The following is a 25976-nucleotide window of genomic DNA, read 5'->3' as shown; positions in this document are numbered from 1 at the left end:
CGATTATTCGCCAAGAGAGGGGGGACATTACGTTCTTCTCAACCCGAAGCTTCATACCATCATTATGATGGCCGTAAATCACCACAATACAAAAAATGAAGTGATTACAAATTGGAAAGTGGTTGCCAGATGAACAACTTATCTGAAGAATACTTGCCGCAAATTCGCAACGGCGATGAGCAGGCACGGTCGGCTCTGATTGTTCAATACCGTCCCTTTATATTGAAGGTTGTCAAACACGTCTGCAAGCGCCGAATTGGATGGAGTGATGATGAAGCAAGCATAGGTTTGATCGCTTTCAATGAAGCTGTCGATCGATACCGTACGGAGTATGGAAAAACATTTAATAATTTCGCTTTCCTTATGATCCGCAGACGATTGATTGATGATTTTCGGAAAAAAATAAAAATTTCCCAAAACGAAGCTGACTGGAAAGACGAAGAGGAAATGCTGTACATTGCAGATAAGGTAAGCTCGCTGGATGCTTTTGAGAGGCAGGAACGAGCTGCGGCGCTGTCGGAGGATTTGGTCAGCTACAATGAAAGACTCCAGGAATTCGGTGTTTGTCTTCGGGAACTGGAAGATATCATGCCAAGCCATCGGGATACCCGGCAAATGCTGGTGCGGATTGCCCGCAATTTCTGCAACAACCGGGAGTGGCTAAACGATCTTTTTCAAAAAAAGAAGCTTCCCTTGAAGGCAATGACCAAAGAGATCAACGTCAGTAAAAAGACACTGGAACGCAATCGAAAGTATCTGATATCGCTGATTCTGATTTTCGGCTGCGAGGATTTTACGGGAATCCGCGAGAGCATCTCTTTTACAAGTGTGGGGGAGGAAACGCGGTGCGTAGAGCAGTTATAGCGAGTTTCCGCCATTTTAAAATGATATAAATACCATCTCTGAAATGAGCAGGGGGATTTAGTATCCCGCCTGCTCATTTTTTTGTACAAGTAAACCCCCGCGGATCACATATATACGAATAACTGACCATGAAAGAACTGCCAGACCCGTTTACGAGAGAGTCGGTAAACCGAAAACCCACGCGGTTGGCGGACTTTCAATGCGCCTTCTGAGGCGCTTGCTTGTACCATACCCTTATAGGGCTGATGGAAGCCATCGGCTAAGCCGGTGGTTGTGACTTTAGCAGGGAGATTTGAAGGTAGAGATATGTTTGATTACTATATTCAGGTTTAAGAAATCAGGAGCTAAAATTACCTCATAATGTTATAAAAGACGAAAAATATAATTTTTTCGAGTTAAAGAGGAGGATTGGCATGGAGCACACACCTACGATCCGCTCGAAGATAGAGACTGAACTAAAGCACAGGGGTTATACCTTTAGCAGTTTTAGCAAAATTTCTGGTATTAACCGAGGTACATTCAGTGCTATGCTGAACAGCAACCCGCCCAAGCCGATCTCTGTTCGGTCAGATGGACCTGATTACCAAGGCATTGGGATATCCTGAAGACTGGCTGTATGAGTCGTACATAGACGAATGTTTTTACGAGGGAAAAGGGCACTGGAAACGGATCAAGCCTTTTTTATTACGCTGTGTGGAGTTAGAGAGGAAGGACTGTATTCAGAAAGTATTGTTGAGACTAACCGAGGACTTGTCCTATGTGTCGACGATATTTGAACTTGCAGAAGAGCTATTTAAAGGAGGCAAGGAAAAGGAATCTGTCCCCTTTTATGAGTGTGTAATCGAAAATGAAAAATATCGTCATTCAGAGCGGTTGGCTATAAGCCAATACAAAAGGTTTAAAGCATTTACAATGTCTGACTTGGAAAAGAGCCTTGAGTTAGTATTGGAATTTATACCTTATCGTAATTTGCTTCCTGAGCATTATCAGTTGGAGGCGATTCATAAGATCACAAATATATATTTTTACTTACACAAATGGGATGAGGTGGAAAAGTACGGCCACGAATTAAAGGAACTGGCGTATGTAATTTATACGAACCAGCAAATAAGGAAAGAAAAAAGAAAAGCAACTACATGGTTACATGCAGAGCGAAACTTGGTATTTTACTATGGCTACGGATTTCTTTCTGTCTCTACAGCATTACAAAAGAAAGGCTACATTAAAGAGGCAAGGGCAGAGCTTGAGGGCTATGCAGATTTAAGCTGGTTTAAAGGGCTTGACTCAGAAGGTGAAGCAGATGTGGAGCAATTCCGTGTGTGGGCTAAAGCCAACTCTTATACTTTAGATTTACTCTTAGGCAAGAGAGATATCCTTCCGGCGTATATAACTTTCCTTGAAAATCACCCTGAAGAAATAAGTTCCGGACTTGTAACTATACTTGAAACTGCTAATAGATATGATTTTGATGTAGATTCTATTATTGATAAATATTCTGAGCAAATAAAGAGATTACAGGAATCAGATGATGTTAAACAATTGACCTATTATTATTCTTACATGTATCAGCTTGCTATTTACCATTACAGACGTGGGAGAATAATAGAAGGGCAAAAGGATACCCTTAATTATTTGTCATTATCTGAGCAAAGAAATTGGTTTAAGCCGCCAGTAGCTATTAAGACTCTTCAAGATCATATGCAATAAGACTAGGCCAATCTTACGGGATTGGTCTTTTTGTTGATTATTTTGTAAAAAATGAAATGATATGTTTATTTTGATCTTTTTTGTAACACATCAAGGATTACAATTTCTTTAGAGCCAGTGGGAAGGAGGATAGAGAAGATAAACAACCGTGTATGATGTAAATCAATTGGCTCAGTGGATGAAGGGGCGTTTTCAGAAGGAATTTGCTAAAAGCGACTTGTATTCTATCAAAAGAGCTAAAAACTACTTGTTTGAAAGGAGTTCATAGGTATTAAAATAGTTTTAAAGAGAGTCTGACTTGTTGTGTACCTCATGTTGAAAGGTCATAAGGGAATATCACTTCTTGGTATAAAACATTTATCTTGTTCTTTTTATTAGACGATCCAAAACCAAACCAACAAGATACCAGAAACCTAGTGTAGTCAAGTATACAACTACTATTGAAATATCTACTTCTCGTACAAATCGAAATGATTCGTAAATCCAAACCAACGGACTAATAATAGCCAATAGTATATTGTAGTCGTCGTATCCTGAAATGTTTACAATAATTACTAAAATTGAGATTAGAACCAACCAAAAGCGAAATGATTTCATTGACCATACCTCCAAACAAATATTTACAGTTAACATAACATATAGTCGTCGTAGTTGCAAAAAATAATACAACTAAATATATACTTACTTCTTGGATAGTATGAGTTAATTTTCATTAAACATGAAAGAAGGTCAAGTGATGAAAATAAATAAGACTATTGTAACAATCGGGACTACCATTCTCTTAATTTCCTCTGTCGTTCCTGCTGCTCTAGCTTTAAATGCTGCCTCAAAAGAATCAACAGGCTTTGTTAAACCAACTATTTCGTCGCTTAAAGATTTAGATCATGTCGAAGTATTGAAATCACTGAATAATGCTCAAACAGTTAACTTATCAGTGTATGGTGTTTCAGATAGCCAGCTAGATAAACAAACCGAATATTTGAAAACATTAAATGGGAATGAGCTATTTGAAACACTTGGTGAACTTTCCATTTACGACGAACCAAATTTTGAAAGATATGCAGAAGCCATTTTACCATATTTAAATAAACAATGGCAGGGAAAAGTACCTACTGGAGTCTCGGATATTCTAGCTGATCAAGAATATAATTCAAAATTAAGAGCATTTATTATAGATATATTGGCTAATGGTAATAAATTGGATAGAAATAGTCTCGAAAAAATGAAAACCGTCATAGAAAATAAAGATGAAGATGGGAATCTTCGGAGATATGCTTTATTGCAATTGGAGCCACAAAAAGACCCTGTATTAAGTACTGAAGAAAAGTCAATTAATTTGAAAGCAATATTTGATGATTCTAATGAATCTGTTCAAGTAAGATCCGCCGCAATTACAGCTATGCGGAGGTTAAACGATCCTAATTTTAAAGTGGTCTTATCTTCTTTAAGCAAAAGTGAGAACGCAAATGATCCCTTACTTCGTACTTTGTTTACAAGCGCTGCAAAAGTAGGAGAATTAGATGATTATATAGAAGTAGTGAAAAAAATTCTCAATGAAACTAAGGATGAGCAAGTTTTTGGAAGTACAATATACGCGCTTGGTATTTCTGGTGGTGAAGAAGCAGTATATCTAGTTGTACATCATCAAGGGAAGTTTAAGGGCAATACAGAAGAAATTGGTAGATACTCCTTATTAAGAAATTTGAATACCATTTCATCTATGTTGAAGAGTCAATCTGATGATAAAATCATAACAGCTTTGAAAGCATCAGAAATTATCAATTATGGAGAAGCATACCCTGGCATAAAGGAAATTCGTAAAAATTCTAAAAACTCAGAGGTTATCAAAGCAGCAGAACACGCTTTAGAGACGATTATACCGGAAAATCTTGTTGATGAGTTCAATACTAAGAAATGGGAAGGAAGATAATTATGCATAATATCTCGCTTCTAAATAAAAAATTACTGATAGCTATACTATTTCCACTATTAGTTTTACTAGGAGCTAGTTACACTCATGCGGCAGACAGAGGTGATGCAGGATATAGAGAGGGGGGATGGCTTACGTTTGGAAGTGACCATGGTGGCATACGCGGAAATAGTGGTGTTGTTTATGAAATAAAAGGTTATTGGGGTAGTGGAGTTGTATTGAGTGATTTTGATAGTTTTAAATCTGGTAAAACATTCTATGGATTTTATACCAATCCTTCTATAACAGATTCGAAAAGAGGTTATATTGTAAGCACGGTTGCTGCAATGACCGCTGATCCAGACATTTCTTATACTGCTCAAGCGCAACTTATGCACGACGATCATCGCTCGTCATCATACGTCCATGTTGATGAAATCACAGATATACGTTGCGATGGAGTTATTGAGTATGCCTATGAATTTGACGATGTTTATGTTTGGGGGCCATCTAGTACTAGAACAAGCTCAGGGAATCCAACAGATTTTGATATATCAAGTAAAGTAAATGTACAATACCATGCAAATTTAGGATACGATGAGCCTTGGATTGAAGTTAGTCCAAGAGTACAGCGTGGAGCGGCAACCGTAGATAACCCTACTAGATGGACTCAATTGCGCCCAAGAACCTCGTAAAATCACATAAACTAGTACACTAATCAATCTTAAACTGTGGATACAATCTATATCGATGTCTACGGTAGTATAGCGCTTGATTACCAATACAGCATTGGTAGTACAGTAACCTCTAGATTTTGCTGAACAGAAAAATGAAGGGCGTTCTTGGATGAATCCGAGAGAGCCCTTTTTGTATTAAATGAAGGGTTTGAATGTTGGAAAAGGGATGTGCAATGATCACCGAATTCGTTAAAAAAAGACTTCTGTCTAAGGCATCATAAATTAAAATGGCTATATAGACCATATATTTCACTATTTACGCGATTTTGTATTTGCATAAATTTCCAGTAGTATGGATTTTACATAAAAAGTATCACTTATGATATGTCCAAAACGTATTGAGGGGGATTGAAATGGAACATACACCTACGATCCGCTCGAAGATAGAGACAGAATTGAAGCAAAGGGGGTACAGCTTTAGCAGCTTTAGTAAGATCTCCAGTATTAACCGTGGTACATTCAGCACCATGCTGAACAGCAACCCGCCCAAGCCGATCTCCGTTCGGCAGATGGACCTCATTACCAAGGCATTGGGATATCCTGAGGGCTGGTTGTATGAGTTGTACATAGATGAATGCTTTTACGCAGGAAAAGGTCACTGGAAACGGATCAAGCCTTTTTTATTGCGTTGTGTGGAGTTAGAGAGGAAAGACTGTATTCAGAAAGTATTGTCGAGACTAACAGAGGACTTATCCTATGTGTTGACGATATTTGAACTTGCAGAAGAGTTACATAAAGGAGGCAAGGAAGCGATACCTTTTTACGAGTGTGTGGTAGAGAACGAAAGGTATTACCATTCCGAGCGGTTGGCAATCAGCCAGTATAGGCTATTTTCTTACTCTTTAAACAAAGATCTGGAGAATAATCGCCAACAAGCTATAAAATTTGCTCCTTATCGCAAAAATCTGCCTGAAAATCATCAACTGGATGCTTTATTAAAGCTGGCAAATGTGTATTACCAAGTTGATGATTGTGAGACAACTATACAATATGCAAAAGAACTTGAGGTAATTGCCACAAATATTTACCAGCAGCAGATTCAGGCTAGATTAAAAAAACGTGAAGTTAAGGCTCTAAATACAGAAAGACATCTAATCGTATATTATGGTCAAGCCTATTTAATGCAGGGGAATATCCTCGAGAAGCAAGGACGATATGAAGAAGCAATGGAGTTCATACCTTACTATGCAGACTTGACTGCTTTTGAAGGATTGGATGAAGTGGGAATTCTGGAGGTACGCAAATTTGAAATGTGGGCAAAAGCAAACCACTTGAATTTAGAAATTCTAATGGGAGATATAACTAATTTACCCGCCTATGTTGAACTTATTAGGGATAATCCTCAGGAAATATTACTTGGTCTACTAACCATTTTAGAATCGGCCAATACTTACAATTATACAATAGACGATATCCTGATCCTTTTTGATGAGAATATTAATGAATTTAGGGACTTACGTACAAACATTTCTTATTATAAGACGAATTACAATCTAGTGACCTATTCTCGTTTTTTTCTTGAGCTTAGTCGCTATTATTTTAATAAGGGAAACTACTCTGAGGCGATCGACAGTATGTTGAACAGTCTCAAAGCGTCCTCACAGTTGAATGATAAGGCTTTCTATATCAAGTCCATCATGTTGTTGTTTGAGAAATATAAAGACCATTCAACACATGAACAACGGGCAGAATATGAAAAAGTACTTAAAGCTGTCGAATATAACATTAAGCAATTGACTCCCTAAAACTCAAAAAGGCTATGTGTCTCTTCTAGTGTGTAGGTAGAGAAACATAGCTTTTTTGACATTTAAAGAGCAAGATTATCTGGGAAATCTAATTTTTTTCATTAACATCGGAATCATCGGAGTTATTTTCAGAAAGCTCACTCTCCGACGAGAAAAGTTCCTTTAGAATGCGATAAGCTTTATTTTGCTCCGCTTCACTCTGCTGGGAAAGGATATGAATACATCCCCATATCCAGGGTTGACTTTTAAGTTCTTCATATGAATCGAAGTCAAAAAATGCAAACACGTTTGTGTCCAGTGCCTCGGCTATTTTCTCCAATGTTTTGATCTGCACATTGACCTCGCCACGCTCCAACTTCCCGATATATGAACCTGTTGAATCGGAAGCTTCTGCAAGTTGTTCTTGTGTAATACCAAGCAATTTTCGAAATTGGCGGATTTTTGCTCCTATGAGTTTTGTTGTTTCCATCGACATCCACACTCCTATACTATGAGTCTAGACAAAGGTAGATCAAGCGTGGAGGTAATTGAATTACCTGAATAATTCATTTTTAAGTCCTTACAGAGACTATTTAATGGATATTAAATTCGATAATATATTAAAACAGTGCGGAAAAGGGGTTGACCATCATCCATTTTATTCATATAATTTCTAGTATATTGTAATTGGTTGTTGAGGAGGGTGATTTTTAAAATCATCTGAATACGCCGGGAGGTGTCTTTATTGGAAAATGCAACCACGATTCGTTCGGAAATTGAAAAACAATTAAAACTTGGAGGGTATACTTTTAATAGTTTCGGACAAGTTACAGGGCTTAATCGGGGCATATTTAGTGCTATGCTTAACGGAAATCCGCCTAAACCAATCTCTGTGAGACAAATGGACTTGATTACCAAAGCGCTTAATTATCCAGAGGACTGGTTGTATGACCTATACGTTGATGAATGTTTTTATGATGGAAGACCACATTGGAAAAGGGTTAAGCCATTCCTGATTCGTTGTGTTGAAGTTGGAAACCTGCGGTGCGTGGAGAAAGTACTATCTCGATTAATGGAAGATCTTAACCACATTCCAACGATCTTTACTTTGGCAGAGGAGTTATACGAAGGTGGGAAGCTACAAGAAGCAATTCCTTTCTATGAATGTGTTATTGAAAATGAGAAGTATCAACATTCGGAGAGATTGGCAATTAGTCACTATAAATTATTTCGTGCAAAAATTGGTGAGAATACTGAAATAAACCTAAAGGCAGCTATTCAATTTGAACCTTTTCGTTTTCGGTTGCCAGAGTGTCATCAATTAGACGGATTATTGCATCTAACAAATATATATTCTTCACTACATAAATGGCAAGAAACAATTACACACAGTGATGAGCTTTGGGAACAATCTAAAATTATATATGAAGAAGAAAATAAAAGAAGAGCTCACAAAAACAGGAATTATGTACCAATAAAAACCGAACGACATTTAGTAGTGTATTATGGACAAGGATTACTTATGAAAGCTTATGCTTTACAAAAAATTGGGGACTATGATAATGCGAAAAAAATTGTTGCTGAGTATGCTGATTTAAGTTGGTTTGATGGTTTAGACACCGTTGGGAAAAGAGAAGTGGAAAAGTTTAAGTTATGGTCTCAGGGGAACTCTTATACACTTGATTTACTACTAGGAGATACATCTGTTCTCCCTCAATATGTGAACTTATTAGAGAACAATAATGAAGAGATATTACCAGGTCTTGTGAATATTTTAGAATCGGCTAATAGGAATTTGTTTTCAGTTGACATTATTTTGGATCGATTTATCAAATATATCGATACTTTCAGAAATACACAAGATGTAATATTTATGGACGATTATTATAATTTTAATTTTCAATTAGCCATTTATTATAGCCGAAATAAGAAATACAAGGATACAATAAATGCTATTTTACAATGTATACAGATATCATTCTTCCTTAAAAATGTAGAGAGTTTCGCCCAAAGTATGGTTTTCTTCGAAAATCATAGAGCTTTATGTGACGAAGGACAAATTGAGATTTATAAATCTATTATTAAAGGGGTGTGCAAAGATGAAGAAGGTTTTTCTTTCACTTTTGCTTTCTCTAATAGTAGTCGGTAATATCGGGATTCTGCCTTCTTTCGATAATATAATTAGTGATAGTTCCCATATTACAGTTTCTAGCCATGGTAGAGGTGGGTGAAATCGCAATTGTGATATTTGCTTCTAGGTGAGTTTCCTGTTAAATGGAATTAGTGAAAAAACAGCCCTAGTGTGGCTGTTTTTTTGATTCATTCCGTTAAAGGGATGAAATGGGTTTTATTATATTTTTAACCTGTGGGGAAGGTATCAGCTTGTAAAATAAATGTAAATACCACACCAAACAGGAGGTTTATTGATGTGAAATTGCAAGAATTGGAGGACTGCATCGAAGAAAAGCGGCAAGAATTAAATGTTTTGGCGAATGAGGTGGGATTGAAGGATCGGCGGGTGTTGACCAAGTCCATGGAGTTGGATCGGCTCCTGAATAAGTACAGCGATTGGAAATATAGCTATCGTAGACAACAGAGCATACCCCAAAGTTCACAGATGGAAGATAAGCAACATGAGCTTGTTCTATCTTATTGATCTTCAAGCAGCATGACAAGATTTACCTAACTTCACCTTGGCTTCTAATACATAGTAGGGATATAGACTAAACAAAAATAATCTCTATTGTACCTTGTACGCCGCTCTTTTACACGTTGTTCGTACGGTTTATTGTTCTGCGTCTACATCAGAGCGGAAGCCATGTAACATGATGATGTGTGTGTCCAATAAAAACCTCCCGATTCACGTTGTTGCGTGACTCAGGAGGTTTTTGGCATTTACTGTTGAAGCTGACGCAATACAGTGATTTCGACACGCCGATTTTTTTGACGTCCAGCCTCGGTACTATTGTCACCAACCGGACGGGTATCTGCATAACCCGCATACTGAAATCCAGAGGGTGACAGCTGTTCTCTATCCAGAAAGAATCGCAGTACGGATAACGCCCGTGCGCCGGAAAGCTCCCAGTTGTCCTTGTAGATCGATGAGTTCGTGGTGCGGGTGAACGGAATGTTGTCCGTATGTCCCTCGATGCTGATCGGTGTTTTCAAATCTCTGAACAAACTGGCCAGCTTGGATAGTGTGTTGGCAGAGCCCTGCTTGAGTGCAGCCCTGCCTTGATCGAATAAAAAGCGGTCATTCAGCGTAATAACAATTCCGCGCGGTTGATCTGCCACGAAAATCTGGCTTTCCAATTTGTTTTCCGAAATATACTTCTGAATGACACCCATGAGATTTTGCAGCTCTTTTTCCTGCTTGCGAAATGCCTGTTCGCGTTCGGTTAGCTTGGTTGATCCCGCTTCTTTTTTATCAGCTGCCGATTGCTTGGCCGCAGGCGGATTTTTGCTGGTGTAGCGATCCGCAGTCCCCGTGATGCCCGAACCCTGCTCCAAAATAGAATCCCCCTTGCGGAACGTATCCTGGAGGGATTGAACAACGACCTCGTATTTTCTGGCATCCAGGCTGCTCATGGCGTACATCACGACGAAAAAAATGAGCAGCAGGGTGATTAGATCAGCATAGGTAATCATCCAGCGGTCGCGATGGTCTCCGCCCTCCTTCCGCCCACGACGCTTAGCGCGCGTTCTCATGGAAGGAGTCCTCCTTTGGAGTGGTGATCTCTATGCGTGTGCGCCGTGGCGGTTTGTAATCCTGATTTTGTTCTGAGCGGATAAAGAACTCCAGCTTTTTGCGTACCAGCTTCGGATTTTCTCCGTTTTGAATAGCCAGAATACCTTGCAGCAGCAATTCCATGGTGGAGATTTCTCTTTCACTGCATGCTCTTATTTTCGAAGCGATAGGCAAGAAGATCAGATTGGCGCTGGCTACGCCGTATAGTGTTGCGATAAACGCGACCGCAATGGACGGTCCAAGCGCAGTAGGCTCGGTCAGGCTGCCCAGTACATGGATCAGACCCATTACCGTACCAATAATCCCCATCGTAGGGGCATAGCCGCCTGCGGATTCGAATATTTTGGCATATCCTTCATGCTTTTGTTCAATGGTATCTAACTCAAGCTCTAATATCTGTTTGATCTGCTCCTGCTCGGTGCCGTCGATGACCAACTGAAGACCTTCACGCAAAAATGCATTCGGATGCTCCGAGGAAATACGCTCTAGCGCAAGTACACCGGATCGGCGGGAGGTGGCAGCCATGGAAACCAAATCTTCTATATACTGCTCGGTAGGGTTCTCCTCACGGCTAAACGCCATCCGAAGAGCAGTTGGTATGGTCTTCAGCTTGGAGGCGGGGTAGCTAATAACAACTGCGGCGAAGGTTCCACCAAATACAATCAGAGCCGATGTACCTTGGAGAAGTCCTGAAAATTCGCCGCCTTCCCATAAGAAGCCACCAATTAATGCGATGATTCCTGCGATGATGCCCAATACGATGGTGATATCCAAGATACAATTCACTCCTATTCAAGACTTATCGTTTGCATCCACCGTAAGAAAGAGGTATAATACGGGAACAAACATTCTTATCCAACCATATTTCCCAAGTATCATTGCTCGGGAAATATTGACATAGAGTTACAGGCAAAGACATTCCAGTTCGACTGGTGTAGAAACATGATGTTTCCATTTTAGACGATAAGGGTGATGCAGGGCAATGAGTGATATCGTTGTTAGCAACAAGACTTTTGAAATTGAGTCGGAATTCCAACCTCAAGGCGATCAGCCTCAGGCCATTTTTGAACTGGTAGAGGGGATCGCAGAAGGAAAGAAGCATCAGACGCTGTTGGGTGCTACGGGAACGGGTAAGACATTTACCATCGCGCAAACCATTGCCAAGCTGAATCGGCCTACGCTGATTATTGCACATAATAAGACGTTGGCTGCCCAACTGGCGAGTGAATTTAAGGAGTTTTTTCCAAACAACTCTGTCGATTATTTTGTCAGCTACTATGACTACTACCAACCGGAAGCGTACATTCCGTCTTCTGATACGTATATTGAGAAGGATTCCAGCATCAATGAGGAGATTGATAAACTTCGCCACTCGGCCACAAGCTCTCTGTTTGAGCGTCGTGATGTTATTATCGTAGCGAGTGTCTCCTGCATTTATGGTCTGGGGTCGCCGAAAGAATATTCAAGCCTGCTGCTCTCGCTTAGAGTCGGTATGGAGAAACCCCGCAATCAGATTTTGTCCCGCTTGGTCGATATTCAATATCAGCGGAACGATATCAACTTCGTGCGGGGTACTTTCCGTGTACGGGGAGATGTGGTTGAAATATTCCCGGCTTCCCATGGGGAACATGCCATACGTGTAGAGCTGTTTGGGGATGAGATCGAACGGATTACCGAGATTAATGTGCTTACGGGTGAATTAATCGGTGAGCGTGAGCATATTGCCATTTTCCCGGCATCTCACTTCGTTACCCATGAGGATACGATGAGGGTAGCACTGGTCAACATTGAGCGTGAGCTTGAAGAGCGACTGGCGGAGCTGAAGGAACAAGGCAAGCTGCTGGAGGCACAGCGTTTGGAGCAGCGTACCCGCTATGATATCGAAATGATGAGAGAGGTTGGCTTTTGTTCCGGCGTCGAGAATTACTCAGGTCCCCTGACATTCCGCGAGCGGGGAGCGACGCCGTATACGCTGATGGATTATTTCCCGGATGATATGCTGATCGTCATTGACGAATCCCATGTTACGCTACCGCAAATTCGGGCGATGTATAACGGTGACCAGGCACGTAAAAATGTGCTGGTGGATCATGGTTTCCGCCTGCCGTCTGCGCTGGATAACCGTCCGTTGAAATTTGAAGAGTTCGAAGACAAGGTCAATCAGATTATTTACGTATCAGCTACCCCGGGTCCCTACGAGCTGGAGAAATGCAATACGATGGTGCAGCAGATTATTCGTCCTACCGGACTTCTTGATCCCATTATTGAGGTACGTCCAAGCAAGGGGCAGATTGACGATCTTATTAATGAGATACGGCTTCGCATAGAGCGTGAAGAACGGGTATTGGTCACCACACTCACGAAGAAGATGTCCGAGGATTTGACAGACTATTTAAAAGAAGTAGGCATCAAGGTCCGATATATGCACTCTGAAATCAAGACACTGGAGCGGATGGCCATTCTGCGGGATCTGCGCCTGGGCACCTTCGATGTCCTGATTGGGATCAACCTGCTGCGGGAAGGTCTGGATTTACCGGAAGTTTCTCTGGTTGCAATTTTGGATGCGGACAAAGAAGGCTTTCTGCGTTCTGAACGCTCTCTGATCCAGACGATTGGACGGGCAGCACGCAATAGCGATGGTCGAGTTATTATGTACGGTGATAAGATTACCGAATCTATGGATAAGGCGATCAAAGAAACCGAACGTCGCCGTGCGATTCAAATTCAGTATAATGAAGAGCATGGAATTACGCCTCAAACCATCCGCAAAAAGATTCGTGATGTCATAGAAGCAACCAAGGCGACAGAGGCACGGAATGATTACCTTCCTAGTGAGACGGGTAAACTTTCCAAGAAGGAGCGTCAAACGCTTATTCAGCGTCTGGAAGCAGAAATGAAGGATGCCGCCAAGAATCTACAGTTCGAGCGGGCCGCCGAGTTGCGTGACGCTTTGCTGGAACTGCGGGCCGATTAAGCATGTAGTATAAGAATAAGCTATAAACGAAAGCACATTGAAAATGAAATATTTGAATGTTTTTAACAATAGTGAGGGCGGCCCATGTGGTCGTTCTCTTGCGATATATCACCTGCATCCATAACCCAGTGGAATATAGCATGACTTGAACTACAGCTAAGGAGATGAAACATTTGGCGAATGAAAGCATCATCATCAAAGGCGCACGGGCGCATAATCTCAAAAATATTGACGTGACGATTCCGCGTGACAAATTTGTCGTTCTTACGGGGCTTAGTGGCTCGGGTAAATCGTCATTGGCTTTCGATACAATCTATGCGGAAGGACAGCGGCGCTACGTGGAATCTCTATCTGCGTATGCACGTCAGTTCCTCGGACAAATGGAGAAGCCGGATGTCGACTCGATTGATGGTTTGTCTCCTGCGATATCTATTGACCAAAAAACCACCAACCGGAATCCGCGTTCTACTGTCGGTACGGTTACAGAAATCTATGATTACTTGCGGTTGTTGTTTGCGCGAGTGGGTCACCCTCATTGCCCTGAACACGGAATTGAGATCACATCCCAGACCGTTGAACAGATGGTGGATCGCATCATGCAGTATCCTGAAAAGACACGACTGCAAATTTTGGCTCCATTAGTATCCGGACGCAAAGGCGAACATAAAACACTATTCGCGGATATAGCCAAACAGGGCTTTGTACGGGTACGTGTCAATGGCGAATTGCGAGAGCTGTCGGAAAAGATAGAGTTGGAGAAGAATAAGAAGCATTCAATTGAAGTGGTTGTAGACCGGATCGTGGTCAAGGAAGATGTGCGTGCACGTCTATCCGACTCGATTGAGACGGCTCTAAAACTATCAGGTGGCCAACTGCTTGTGGATATTATGGGGCAAGAAGAGCTGCGATTTAGCTCTAATTTTGCGTGCCCGATTTGCGGTTTTAGCATAGATGAGCTGACCCCGCGGATGTTCTCTTTTAACAATCCGTTTGGTGCTTGCCCGGATTGTGACGGATTGGGTGCTAAAATGGTAGTGGACCCTGATTTGCTCATTCCTGATCCTCAAAAAAGTGTGGAAGATGGAGCATTTCAGGCATGGAGTGGTGGAACTTCCACTTATTATCCGCAATTTTTACAGTCGGTATGCGAGCATTTTGGTATTCCGCAGGATGTTCCTGTTAGCCAATTGACCACGGAGCAAATGAACATCATTTTACACGGGACGGCTGACCAGAAGATTCGGTTCCGTTACGAAAATGATTTTGGTCAACGCAAGGAAGCCTATGTGACCTTTGAGGGAATCATTCCGAATCTGGAGCGCCGTTATCGTGATACAGCTTCTGATGGTATCCGTGAATTTATTGAAGGCTTCATGAGCGCCAAACCATGTAACACCTGTAAGGGACACCGTCTGAAGAAAGAGAGCCTCGCGGTAACCATTCAGGAGCAAAATATCGCCTATGTGACTGATTTGTCCATCACAGAAGCGGCTCGCTTTTTTCAAACGCTGGAGCTGAGTGAGAAGGAGAAATCGATTGCCAATCTCATTTTAAAAGAAATTAACAGCCGTTTGGGCTTCCTGGTCAATGTCGGTCTGGAATATTTGACATTAAGCCGTTCCGCAGGAACGTTGTCCGGCGGTGAGGCTCAGCGTATTCGGCTGGCGACGCAGATCGGGTCCAGTCTAATGGGGGTACTTTATATTTTGGACGAGCCTAGTATCGGATTGCACCAGCGAGACAATGACCGCCTGATTAGTGCTTTGGAGCATATGCGGAATCTCGGAAATACGTTGATTGTGGTGGAGCATGACGAAGATACAATGATGGCGGCGGACTATATCATTGATATTGGACCGGGAGCAGGAATCCATGGCGGGATGATCATGTCACAGGGGACCCCGCAGGAAGTCATGGAAGATCCGAACTCCTTGACAGGGCAATATTTGAGCGGGCGCAAGTTCATTCCGGTCAATACCGAACGGCGCAAGCCTGCGGATAAGTGGCTGGAGGTCCGCGGGGCCAAGGAGAATAATCTCAAAAATTTGAATGTTAAAATTCCGTTAGGTGTGTTTACCGCTGTTACTGGCGTATCCGGTTCTGGCAAGTCAACACTGGTCAACGAAATCCTGTACAAAACGCTGGCGCGTGATCTGAACCGGGCGAGAGTACGTCCGGGCCAGCATAAGGAAATTCGCGGGCTTGAGCATATTGATAAGGTCGTTGATATTGATCAGTCTCCGATCGGCCGTACGCCGCGTTCCAATCCTGCGACCTACACCGGGGTATTTGATGATATTCGTGATTTGTTTTCAAAAACAAATGAGGCCAAGATCCGTGGTTACCAAAAAGGCCGCTTTAGCTTTAACATTAAAGGTGGTCGCTGTGAAGCTTGTAAAGGTGACGGCATAATCAAGATTGAGATGCATTTCCTGCCGGATGTGTACGTCCCGTGCGAAGTGTGCAAGGGCAAACGGTATAATCGTGAGACCCTAGAGGTTAAATACAAAGGCAAAAGTATTGCTGATATACTGGATATGACGGTAGAGGACGCGACAGAGTTTTTTGAAAATATCCCGAAGATTCATCGCAAGATTCAGACGCTGATGGATGTAGGCTTGGGGTATGTCAAGCTGGGTCAGCCTGCGACTACCCTGTCTGGAGGTGAAGCTCAGCGCGTGAAGCTGGCTTCTGAGCTGTATCGTCGCAGCACAGGCAAAACGATCTATATTTTGGACGAGCCGACAACCGGTCTGCACGTTCACGATATTGACCGATTATTGATGGTACTGCATCGCTTGGTTGATTCAGGAGAGACGGTGCTGGTTATTGAGCATAATCTGGATGTGATTAAGACAGCCGATTATTTGATCGATCTGGGACCGGAAGGCGGAAGCGGCGGTGGAACGATCTTGGCTACCGGAACACCGGAGCAGCTCGTGAAAGTGGAAGAATCGTATACAGGCCGATATTTAAAACCAATCCTTGAACGGGATACGGAGCGCAGCCAAGCGCTTCAGACCGTTGATCTATAGATAGGATTAGCGTATGTTTTGGAAGCCCTGCACAGGCAGGAAGGCGGAATACGAATTAGCGTATTTAGGCCTTTCCCTTGGCAGGGCTTTATTATTTTTGAAAAAAAGAAAACTTTTATCAATTTCTTGCGTTAAAGCATGTGACAGCTAGTTTGCCAAGCGCTGGAATAATAAATCTATAGTTATATTCATCGACAGAAAGTTCTGAGTTGTCTCTCTGTTTTGGAGTTGCGAATGTTTAGGCTCGGACTTGAAGAGGTAAATATTTAACTCATAAGTATATGGCATCAACAAAGCTCCGTGCCCCGTGACAACCATTCCAAGTTGAAGCGAAACCGTCTGTAGTCTGATCACGTCCAAGGTTTATAAAACATCTCTGAGGTAAAGTCATGAAGGGAGCTGGAACGTTTTGAAGATTATGCAAAACAGAGTTCTACGTACACGTGTATATGCATGGGCGGCAGGAATTACTTTAGCGGCATGTGTGATGGGATATAGTGCTTCACCATCCTATGCATCAGAGGTATCTCAAGCACTTGTGCCCAAGCAAGCCGAGATTGAAACCAGTGCGGCGCTTGGAAGCATTAAGGATGTAGACAACGCCTACGATTATATCCAGCCCACGGCGAACGGTGGATTTTTAATTCTGGATATCGAGGACGATTTAGAGGCAAGTGTAGTGCATGTTACATATGGCAAGCTGGACAGCTCTCTGGAGAGTGTATGGAAGCACCAGCAGGAATTGAACGTGCAACCGGGAACGAGCACTAGGGGGGTGCAGCGGGAAACGCCAGATGGTGGCATGCTGTTTTTGACTGACTATACCCAACCGAACGGAATACAAGATTTACAGGCTACACGATTGGACAACGATGGAAATGCTGTGTGGTCCAAAACGTTGCAAACAGATGGTTTGATATCCCATGGACAGGATTCTCGGATAGGTTTGGAACCGCTTGCGGACGGAGGTTTTCTGGTCTCCTCTCTGAACCGTGCGGAGCAGACTTTCACTGTGCTCAAATATACAGGAGATGGCGATATCCAATGGAATCGAACGACGACCGGGGTGAACTCGGGTTGGCTGGTTGGCAGCTACAATGGATATTATGCGCTTATGAATAGCTTGGATGGCCCGATAGGGGTACAAGCAGATGTATATGGTCGCGATATGCGTGATATCCATTTGGATTTGGGCTCAGGCAAGGACATTGCAGCCGTACGTGAGCTGCCCAGTGGTCATATTGCTGTAACAGGACTTAAAGGAAACAGCAAGCGCACACAGGTTTTAAGCAAGGGTCTGCAATTGTTTGGCAATACAGAGGACTATCCGGCTGACAGGGTGTACCTGCCTGAAGAACAGCTGTACGTTCAGTTCAGCGATCGATATGATCCACTGGGAAAAACCACGAAGATGCATGGAATCACCATCACAGGCTTGGAAGGAAACGGGACAAAGAAGTGGGAAACCACGACTCATTATAAGGAAGACAATTCCTTTGGCATCCGATATGATACGGGCTTGATATATAAAATACCATCAGGCTACGCGGTGGTAACATCTACATCAGGTGCCCGGAAACCAACAGTGCTCGATTTTGCGAAAATATTGATGCCGGAGTAATCCGGTGTCTTTTTTTGCGAGTCCCCGAGGGCGATATTGAATAGTTGTGGCCATAAAAAAACAGCCTGCTTGTATATGAGATACAAACAGGCTGATATTGGATGCCGTATCTAGGATGCAACGATGCTGGACTGTAAAATGTCAGACAGCTTTTCCTGGAAAGCCGGAATACCCACACGTTGTACATATGCGTAAAAGCTTTCACCAGGGTTCCGATTTTCTTTGTAGTACAGAATGAGTTCTGCCAGGACAGGTCCAACCTGGTCCCCGCGCACGCGGCCCTTGAGTGCCTTGTTGAGTTGGGCACCTGATCCGAGTGCTCCGCCGACAGCGATGTCGAACGCATCGACCAAGCCTTCGGGGGTTTTAACAAGCGAGCCCTGCAAGCCGATGTCCGCAATATGCTTTTGACCGCAGGAATTTGGGCAGCCAATAAAATGGATACGAATTTTTTCATCCAAATCGACATGCTGATCCAAATACTCGGCCACGTCAACCGCCCGCTTTTTGGTCTCCACAATTGCCAGATTGCAGAATTCATTCCCTGTACACGATACCGTGCGGCTCATAAAATGCTTGGGCTGTGGTGTCAGGCGCTGCAGTACAGGAGCTTTCAGCAACTCATCCACTTGGTCGTCCGGCACGCCACTTAGCAGTATATTTTGCGACATGGTGGTACGAATCTGTCCATCACCATAGCGATCAGCGAGATCAGCCAGTTCATGCAGCTCGTCAGCGCTCAGACGGCCGACAGGCACGTTCAGACCGACATAATTCAGGCCCTTCTGGGCCTGAGGATGTACACCGTCAAAATAGGCGGCTTGCCAGCCGATCGTTTTGTCCTCACCTCGTCCCGGCATTTCGCCGATATACTCAGTGAGCTTAGTCAGGAACTTTTCCGGGCCCCAATCGGCGACGAGGAATTTCAGACGGGCATGATGCCGTTTTTCACGATAGCCGTAGTCACGGAAAATGGTTGTGACGGCAATAGCAACCTTTAGTACCTCCTCAGGGCGAACAAACAGATCCAGTGACTGCGCCAAGTGTGGCTTGGCGGATAAACCTCCCCCAACCATCGCATGGAAGCCGACTACTTCTTTCCCGTCGATGATTTTGGTGGCTGGCGTGAAGGACAAGTCGTTAATTTCAGCCTGTGCGTTGTTGTACGTATTGCCGGAGATCGACATCTTGTACTTGCGCGGCAGATTGGAGAAGTCCCGATTTAATAAGAAAAAACGGTTCACCTCATCGACAATCTCTCTGGTATCGACCAATTCATTGGGATCAATGCCAGCCAGCGGGTTGCCGACAATGGTACGAGGGCAATCTCCACAGGCTTCAAAGGAATACAAATCGACTTTTTCCAGTCGCTCGAAAATATCGGGCAAGCTTTCAACCGTCAACCAGTGAAATTGAATGGCCTGACGAGTGGTGACATCCACAAGACCGCGTCCATATAGCGTGGATATGTCGGCCAGCGCATGTGCCTGTGCTGAAGTCATAATACCTGTGTTGATGCGGACACGCATCATAAAATGACCATCCTTGGGCTTTTGCTGATAGACACCAGCCCATTTGAAACGGTCCATATCGTCCGCAGAGATCGAGTCATAGCCTTCGTTTGCATAGTTTTCAATAATGGTGCGTATAACGTCGAGCCCGTCTTTTTCCAGCTTGACCAGCTCAAATTTGTTTAGCTTATCTGGATGAGCAGTCCAGATTGGTTCATAGGCCATCCTGTTAACCTCCTTCATTTTATTTCCGACAATATAACTAAGATATAATGTGATGGTATCACAATTGGTTGTGCTCGTAAACGAAGGAATGGCCCAAACGGTATAACGATTATTTATCGTTTTTGCTTATTTTTTTGATATAAGGATTTGGTAATTTCATAATATAAATAGTAAATGAGGGCAAACGGCGCTTTTTAAGAAAAAGATAGGGCTTAAAGCGTTTGTATGCATATCCCCTCTATGGTAGATTTGGACTAACTGATAGAACAGGGTTATGTTAGAGAGGAAATGGTGAGTGTATGCGTAAAATGGGGAAAAGAGCGTTTGTTCTGGCTTTAGGCAGCGCTTTGTGTGTTTCTGGATCGGCAGGTGCAGCCAGCAGTGGAGCTGCTTTGAAGGCCAAAGTCATTAATGGCGGGGTCTATGTCAACGTAAGCGATATGAATAAAGCATTGGGAACTAGCGGCGCATATAACAGTGCGAATGGTACATATACATTATCGGCCGATCGTGTGCCGCAGGTCATTAAAAATGTGTCTCCTTCCGTGGTTGGTATCATCGGCCGTTCAGCCACAGGAGAAACAGTAGCGGGAGGAGATCGGTACAATCTGGCTCACGGCACGGGTGTCATCATTCGGACAGATGGATGGATTGTCACGAATGCGCATGTTATCGAAGGATTAGGTGATGCCGTGGTCGTAACCTCGGACGGAAAATCCTATGGAATCACCGACAGCTACAGCGATCCGGTCAGTGATTTGGCATTAGTCAAAATCAAGGCAAGCGGCCTCAAGCCTGCAACCTTGGCAGCCTCCACGAACAGTCTGCAGGTGGGTGAGCAGGTAGTGGCTATCGGTACACCGATCTCGTTTTCACTCCGCAATTCTGCAACCTCGGGTGTCGTTAGCGGACTGAACCGTGGTGTCAACGCTGCTTATCGTCTGATCCAAAGTGATACAGCGATCAATCCCGGCAACAGCGGCGGTCCGCTAGTCAATCTCAAAGGCGAGGGTATCGGGATAAATACGATGAAATTTTCGGCGGTCGGTATTGAAAATATGGGCTTTTCGATTCCGTCGGATACGGTAAAATACGTCATCAGCCAATTTTTCAAATACGGCGAGGTTCGGCGTGCCAGTCTTGGCTTGGGGCTGGAAGAGAGCTGGTCAGCTATCGTCGGATTGCCTACCGAGGACCCTTTGAAAGTTACGAAAATTACTTCGGCGAACGCTGTCCAGGCCAAGATCAAGGAAGGCGATGAGCTGTACAGCATTAACGGAAAGCGTGTAGCTTCCGCGATCGACGTCAATGAGTTGCTTAAAAGCTATCAGCCGGGTCAAACGGTGAGTGTACTTATGCAGTCGGATGGTGATATTGTGAAGCGCAAGCTGGTATTGACACAGGATAATGGTGAAATCTATGATTCCATTCAGTCAGGGGAAGATCTTGAGGATTCGAATGAATCGGATTCTGTCGAAGATGGCGGCAAAGCGCCTTCCAAGGAAGCATCAGAGTCAGTTCAAGAGACCGCTGTTACTGGAAAGTGAACGAAAACGGATCTTGAATCCATCAAATATAGCTAAAGGGAGATTACTGTGAAGCATATTCAAAGAAAAATGATGCGTAAGCTGGGGGTCGGCGCAGTCGCATTGTCCCTTCTGCTTTCCACTTTGCCTGCAGTCGCAGCAGATAGTAGTGATAAAACCATGTTGGAGTTGCGTCTTCAAAGTGGCAGCAATACAGCCATCGTGAACGGTCAGAAGGCGAATATTACGAAGCCGTACTCGAAGAGTGGCGGACTTATGGTTCCGGCAGGTGTGTTTAAAAAGGCATTTAACAGCAAAATTCGGCTGGCTGAGGATAATGTAGTTAAAATCAGTAGCGGGTCTCGTATCGTATCGCTGACTATTGGCGACCGTACAGCCTGGGTGAGAGGTCACAAGGTGACCCTTCCTGCTCCGCCGGAAATGTCTTCAGGTATCCTTATGGTGCCTTTGCGTCAAGTAGCAGAAGGGCTTGGCGGCAAGCTGGAGAAGAATGGTGCAGGTATCATCATTCGGATGGAAGCGCAAGAAGAGGCGGGTACGGTAGCTGAAGAGACGCCGAACATTGATAATGACGAGGGCAAGACGCAGATCGGGAACAGTTACTACGAATGGTCCATGAACTATCCTACAGGACTCGTCATTGGTCAGGGAGGTGGAGATGAGAGTATTTCCACGTTTATGGACGAAAATAGCGCGTATTATATGGAAGTCCATGCAGCATCACAACCGGTTCCACTGAATGCAGATGATCTGTTGCAACAATTGGTACAGAATGCCAAAGAAACGGGAGAAACGGTCGTAGATCGAAAATCCTTCCCGAAAGCAAAGGTGCCTTATGCTCGTGTTATTACGAAGGATGCAGACGGCGTATTGTGGGAAAATCGTCAATATTATGATAACGGACGATTATATGTGATTTATTTTTCCGATGCCAAAGCAACGAACTATAAAGATCTGGCCCAATATGCGGTACTATTAAATTCTTTCAAAACCTCCTTTAATACGCAGGATAAGAGCATCAAAGACCTGTCCACCGTCGTAGGAGGCACACGCGAGGCCGGAAATCCGGACTATGGTGTGTCACTCAGTATCCCCGCAGGCTGGAAAATGGATGATCAGCGGATGCAGTATGAGAGCAATGATGGATCAAGCTTCCACATGAAAGTAACCTCAGCTCCTGCGGATGGGAAATTGGAGAGCTGGAGTCAGCAACTGCAAAAATGGCTGAGTGATTCATTTGTGTCCACAGCTTATGAGGCACAGAAGACGTATCCAATGAAGGTTACAGGTGTCGAAGGGTTGGTCCAGGAGTACCGATATAATTTTGGTGATGGATGGGTCAAGCAGTACAACGTGCTGATTCAGCAAAATGGATACCGTTACTTGGCGGAATACGCGATACCGGAAAAAGTGAGCAAAGGGAATGACCAGTTCAACGCACTCATTTCCTCGCTTCAAATTGATTTTCAGACCGTAGCGAGCAACTTTGGGCAGCTGGAAGAAGACGACTATCTGACAGACAAAACGAAAACAGTCAAAAAGACATCCAAGGCCTATGAATATTCGGTCAATATTCCGCGGTTTTGGACAGCGGTCAGCGACCAATTTGAATTAGGCGATGTAGAATACAAGTTTACTGGCGGTCGTTTTTCCATCAAAATCGACAATGATCAATCATTTGAGTTAACCGTGTCCCAGCTCAAGGACTTCTATGATAAACAAGGTAAAAACTATAAAAACCTCAAGGTTGAGGAGGTTAAGGACGTGACGTTTGCTGGTGTTCCAGCCGTGTCCTTTACATTCCACCGTGTGGAGGAAGGCATTGGCTACACAGGCCACCAAATCGTTCTGGAGCATAATGGGAAAACATTTACCGTGACAACAACGTTAAATGATGCGAACAACACGGCTGTGCAGTCCAATGCACTGGATTCGACGCTCAATTCATTTATGTTTGTGAAATAGAGAAAAGATTAGGCAGTTTGTGGGGGGCGCTACGCGTGCCATTTGATCCTGCGATCGCTGTTGACCCGGGATTCTTGGATTGTATAAGGGATTGAAAGGTAAGAATCCCATAAGCATATGCTTCCGAAGTAGCTTTCCTACGGAAAGCTTTCAGTCGAACGCTGACGCTTCTCCGGATTCAAATGGCCCGCTTCGCTGGTGCCCGCCATCAGATCGCCAATCTTTTTAAAGAGTGAGGTAAGCAGGGAAGAGCAAAGGCTGCAAGTTTTACTAGGTTGCCTATCCTGCCTACTTTTCCTTTTTTTAAGAAGTAGTCTGAGCAGCGATATTTACTTCGCTCTTTCTAGTTTTATATGACTCACCTCCAAAGCACCGCTTGACGGATATGGAGGTGTTTTTTTGTTTTTAGTATGATATTTTTGAAGGAATCGCTTGGAAAGTGTAGAAGCTTGGGGCGCAGTCTGGTACACTAGATTAGTTACAAGATAAGAATGATTATGCCGCAGATGTTTGTGATGCGGATTTTTTGAGTTGGATGTAATTCATGCGAGGAACCGATGGTTCAGAGTGTGGATGATCGGACAGGATGATAGAAACAGATAGGATTCAAACAAGCAGCATAGCTGCCCTGAAAACAATGATTATCCAATGGGTGCTCGTTCGTTTTCAGCATATAGGGAGGACAATAATGAAATCAGCAGTACGAAGAGAAGATGTCGAGCTTCTGGCACCAGCAGGTGACTGGGATTGTATGCGTGCGGCGGTAGCGAATGGAGCTGATGCAATCTTTTTCGGAGTCGAAAAGTTCAATGCACGGGCGCGGGCGAACAATTTCCGCATGGAGGAACTGCCTGAAATTATGGCGTTTTTGCATAGCTACGGGGTCAAGGGCTTTTTGACATTCAATATATTGGTATTTGAGAATGAGCTGGAGGACGCTAAGGAACTGGTGGATGCCTGCATTGATGCTGGAGTCGATGCCTTAATTGTTCAGGATATGGGCTTGGTGAAAATGATCCGTGATATATCACCGGATTTTCCGATCCACGGCTCTACCCAAATGACGATTACCTCGCCGGAGGCCGTAGAGTTCACGAAGCCGTACAACATGGAGCGGGTCGTGCTTGGTCGCGAAAATAATCTAAAACAAATTCAAAAAATTGGCGATCAGGCGAGACTTCCGATGGAAGTGTTTGTACATGGCGCGTTATGCGTTTCTTATTCAGGCCAATGTCTGACTTCGGAAATGTGGGGCGGACGCTCTGCTAACCGTGGTGAGTGTGCACAGGCATGTCGTTTGCCTTACGATCTGATGGTGGATGGAGAGCAAAAGCCAATGGCCGATGTGACATACCTGCTATCCCCCAAGGATCTGGCAGCCATTGATTTGATGCCTGAGTTGATCGACGCAGGTGTAGTTTCCTTTAAAATCGAAGGGCGACTGAAAACGCCTGAATATGTGGCAAATGTGGTCAGCAAATATCGCAAGGCCATTGATAAGTATTTTGATGGCGATACGTCCAAGACGAGCAAAGAGGATATCCGTGAGCTGCAGCAGAGCTTTTCACGCGGCTTTACGCACGGCTTTCTGGAAGGAACGAATAACAAAAAGCTGGTTGACGGTACGTTCCCGAAAAGCCGGGGGGTGTACCTCGGCCGGGTGGAACAAATTCTTCGTGATGGTGTAGTCTGTCGTATCGATGCACCGCTGAAGCGCGGCGACGGTATTGTATTCGATGCGGGCGACCCTACGCAAAAAGAAGAGGGCGGACGCGTATACGATATCCGCCGCAAGGGCGTGAAAATTGAAGGCGAAGCCGGAGAAGGCTGGATCATCGACATCGTAGCGGGACGCAACGATGTGGATCTGCGCCGTGTACACGTGGGCGACCGCATTTGGAAGACCAACGACCCGGCGCTGGATAAGCGTCTGCGCCAGTCGTACGAAACGGACAAGCCGTACCGCGTCTTCCCGGTACATGTGCGTGTCAGCGGCTCCCCAGGGCAGCCGCTGTCGACCTGGTGGACCGACGTGCAGAAGGGCACAACGGTCCGCGTGGATTCCGAGCTGGAACTTGAAATCGCCCAGAAGCGTCCGATGACGCACGAACTGCTCGAGGAGCAGTTCGGCCGACTGGGCGGAACGGTGTTCCAGCTGGAAGAACTGGACGTCCATCTGCATGGGGACGTCATCGTGCCGATGCGCGAGCTGAACAGCATCCGCCGTCAGGCGGTGGAATTGCTCGCGGGCGAGCGCCCCAAACCGCCCGTGTACACGAAGCGGGCGGTAGAGGTGTATGGCGATGCATCCGTTCCGGCATCGCCTGTGGTACGCGGTCAGGAGGAGCTGACCGCGCTGTGCCGCAGCCTCCCGCAGGTTGAGGCTGCGCTGGAGGCCGGCGTGGAGTT

At 44.3% G+C, this 25976-nt stretch carries 16 protein-coding genes and 1 pseudogene; 13 read left to right on the top strand and 4 right to left on the bottom strand.

Annotated features, from left to right (window positions below):
* Positions 1 to 129 precede the first annotated feature (129 nt).
* The 5 genes and pseudogenes from sigI to WG8_RS22900 all read left to right on the top strand — a co-directional run bounded on the left by sigI (position 130) and on the right by WG8_RS22900 (position 6962).
* A complete protein-coding gene (sigI, locus tag WG8_RS22925; protein ID WP_007432651.1) occupies positions 130 to 864 on the top strand; it encodes an RNA polymerase sigma-I factor in 735 nt (244 codons plus the stop codon).
* 413 nt (positions 865 to 1277) lie between these two features.
* A pseudogene (locus tag WG8_RS22920) lies at positions 1278 to 2571 on the top strand (DNA-binding protein).
* Positions 2572 to 3307: 736 nt separating this feature from the next.
* The gene (locus WG8_RS22910) at positions 3308 to 4501 is read left to right on the top strand and encodes a HEAT repeat domain-containing protein (RefSeq protein WP_043891351.1); all 1194 of its coding nucleotides are present in this window, start codon (positions 3308 to 3310) and stop codon (positions 4499 to 4501) included.
* 2 nt (positions 4502 to 4503) lie between these two features.
* Positions 4504 to 5175, top strand: coding sequence for a hypothetical protein (locus WG8_RS22905; protein ID WP_043891350.1), 672 nt, complete (start codon positions 4504 to 4506; stop codon positions 5173 to 5175).
* A gap of 395 nt (positions 5176 to 5570) precedes the next feature.
* Complete coding sequence (locus tag WG8_RS22900) at positions 5571 to 6962, top strand: hypothetical protein (RefSeq protein WP_007432647.1); 1392 nt, start codon at positions 5571 to 5573, stop codon at positions 6960 to 6962.
* A gap of 88 nt (positions 6963 to 7050) precedes the next feature.
* On the opposite strand, the gene WG8_RS22895 is transcribed toward WG8_RS22900, so the two are convergent.
* Positions 7051 to 7431, bottom strand: coding sequence for a helix-turn-helix domain-containing protein (locus tag WG8_RS22895; RefSeq protein WP_007432646.1), 381 nt, complete (start codon positions 7429 to 7431; stop codon positions 7051 to 7053).
* A gap of 255 nt (positions 7432 to 7686) precedes the next feature.
* Here WG8_RS22895 and WG8_RS22890 point away from each other — a divergent pair, with 255 nt between their 5' ends.
* Together WG8_RS22890 and WG8_RS22885 are read left to right on the top strand one after the other, a co-directional pair.
* Positions 7687 to 9090 (top strand): hypothetical protein, encoded by a 1404-nt coding sequence (locus tag WG8_RS22890; RefSeq protein WP_043891349.1) that lies wholly within the window; start codon positions 7687 to 7689, stop codon positions 9088 to 9090.
* 279 nt (positions 9091 to 9369) lie between these two features.
* The gene (locus WG8_RS22885; RefSeq protein ID WP_007432645.1) at positions 9370 to 9597 is read left to right on the top strand and encodes an aspartyl-phosphate phosphatase Spo0E family protein; all 228 of its coding nucleotides are present in this window, start codon (positions 9370 to 9372) and stop codon (positions 9595 to 9597) included.
* 239 nt (positions 9598 to 9836) lie between these two features.
* Here the strand turns inward: WG8_RS22885 and WG8_RS22880 are convergent, their stop codons facing one another.
* Both WG8_RS22880 and WG8_RS22875 read right to left on the bottom strand, forming a co-directional pair.
* The gene (locus WG8_RS22880) at positions 9837 to 10649 is read right to left on the bottom strand and encodes a flagellar motor protein MotB (RefSeq protein ID WP_007432644.1); all 813 of its coding nucleotides are present in this window, start codon (positions 10647 to 10649) and stop codon (positions 9837 to 9839) included.
* Entirely contained in the window at positions 10633 to 11463 is an 831-nt protein-coding gene (locus WG8_RS22875; protein ID WP_007432643.1) for a flagellar motor protein, read from the bottom strand. Before WG8_RS22875 ends, WG8_RS22880 begins: the two co-directional genes overlap by 17 nt.
* Before the next feature lie 208 nt (positions 11464 to 11671).
* Between WG8_RS22875 and uvrB the strand changes: the two genes are divergently transcribed.
* The 3 genes from uvrB to WG8_RS22860 all read left to right on the top strand — a co-directional run bounded on the left by uvrB (position 11672) and on the right by WG8_RS22860 (position 18319).
* A complete protein-coding gene (gene uvrB, locus WG8_RS22870) occupies positions 11672 to 13663 on the top strand; it encodes an excinuclease ABC subunit UvrB (RefSeq protein ID WP_007432642.1) in 1992 nt (663 codons plus the stop codon).
* A 173-nt stretch (positions 13664 to 13836) separates the two neighbouring features.
* Entirely contained in the window at positions 13837 to 16698 is a 2862-nt protein-coding gene (gene uvrA / locus WG8_RS22865) for an excinuclease ABC subunit UvrA (protein WP_007432641.1), read from the top strand.
* Positions 16699 to 17107: 409 nt separating this feature from the next.
* Complete coding sequence (locus WG8_RS22860; RefSeq protein WP_007432640.1) at positions 17108 to 18319, top strand: hypothetical protein; 1212 nt, start codon at positions 17108 to 17110, stop codon at positions 18317 to 18319.
* Positions 18320 to 18429: 110 nt separating this feature from the next.
* On the opposite strand, the gene WG8_RS22855 is transcribed toward WG8_RS22860, so the two are convergent.
* Complete coding sequence (locus tag WG8_RS22855; RefSeq protein ID WP_007432639.1) at positions 18430 to 20055, bottom strand: nitrite/sulfite reductase; 1626 nt, start codon at positions 20053 to 20055, stop codon at positions 18430 to 18432.
* 299 nt (positions 20056 to 20354) lie between these two features.
* On the opposite strand from WG8_RS22855, the gene WG8_RS22850 reads away from it, so the two are divergent.
* From WG8_RS22850 to WG8_RS22840, 3 genes are all read left to right on the top strand, one after another.
* Positions 20355 to 21602, top strand: coding sequence for a S1C family serine protease (locus tag WG8_RS22850; protein WP_007432638.1), 1248 nt, complete (start codon positions 20355 to 20357; stop codon positions 21600 to 21602).
* Between the two features lie 48 nt (positions 21603 to 21650).
* Positions 21651 to 23567, top strand: coding sequence for a stalk domain-containing protein (locus tag WG8_RS22845; protein WP_007432637.1), 1917 nt, complete (start codon positions 21651 to 21653; stop codon positions 23565 to 23567).
* Between the two features lie 688 nt (positions 23568 to 24255).
* Positions 24256 to 25976: peptidase U32 family protein (locus WG8_RS22840; RefSeq protein WP_007432636.1), on the top strand; the 1721-nt coding region annotated here is incomplete at its 3' end.

Source organism: Paenibacillus sp. Aloe-11, assembly GCF_000245715.1.
Classification (GTDB): domain Bacteria; phylum Bacillota; class Bacilli; order Paenibacillales; family Paenibacillaceae; genus Paenibacillus; species Paenibacillus kribbensis.
This window is presented reverse-complemented; position numbering and strand designations above follow the sequence as displayed.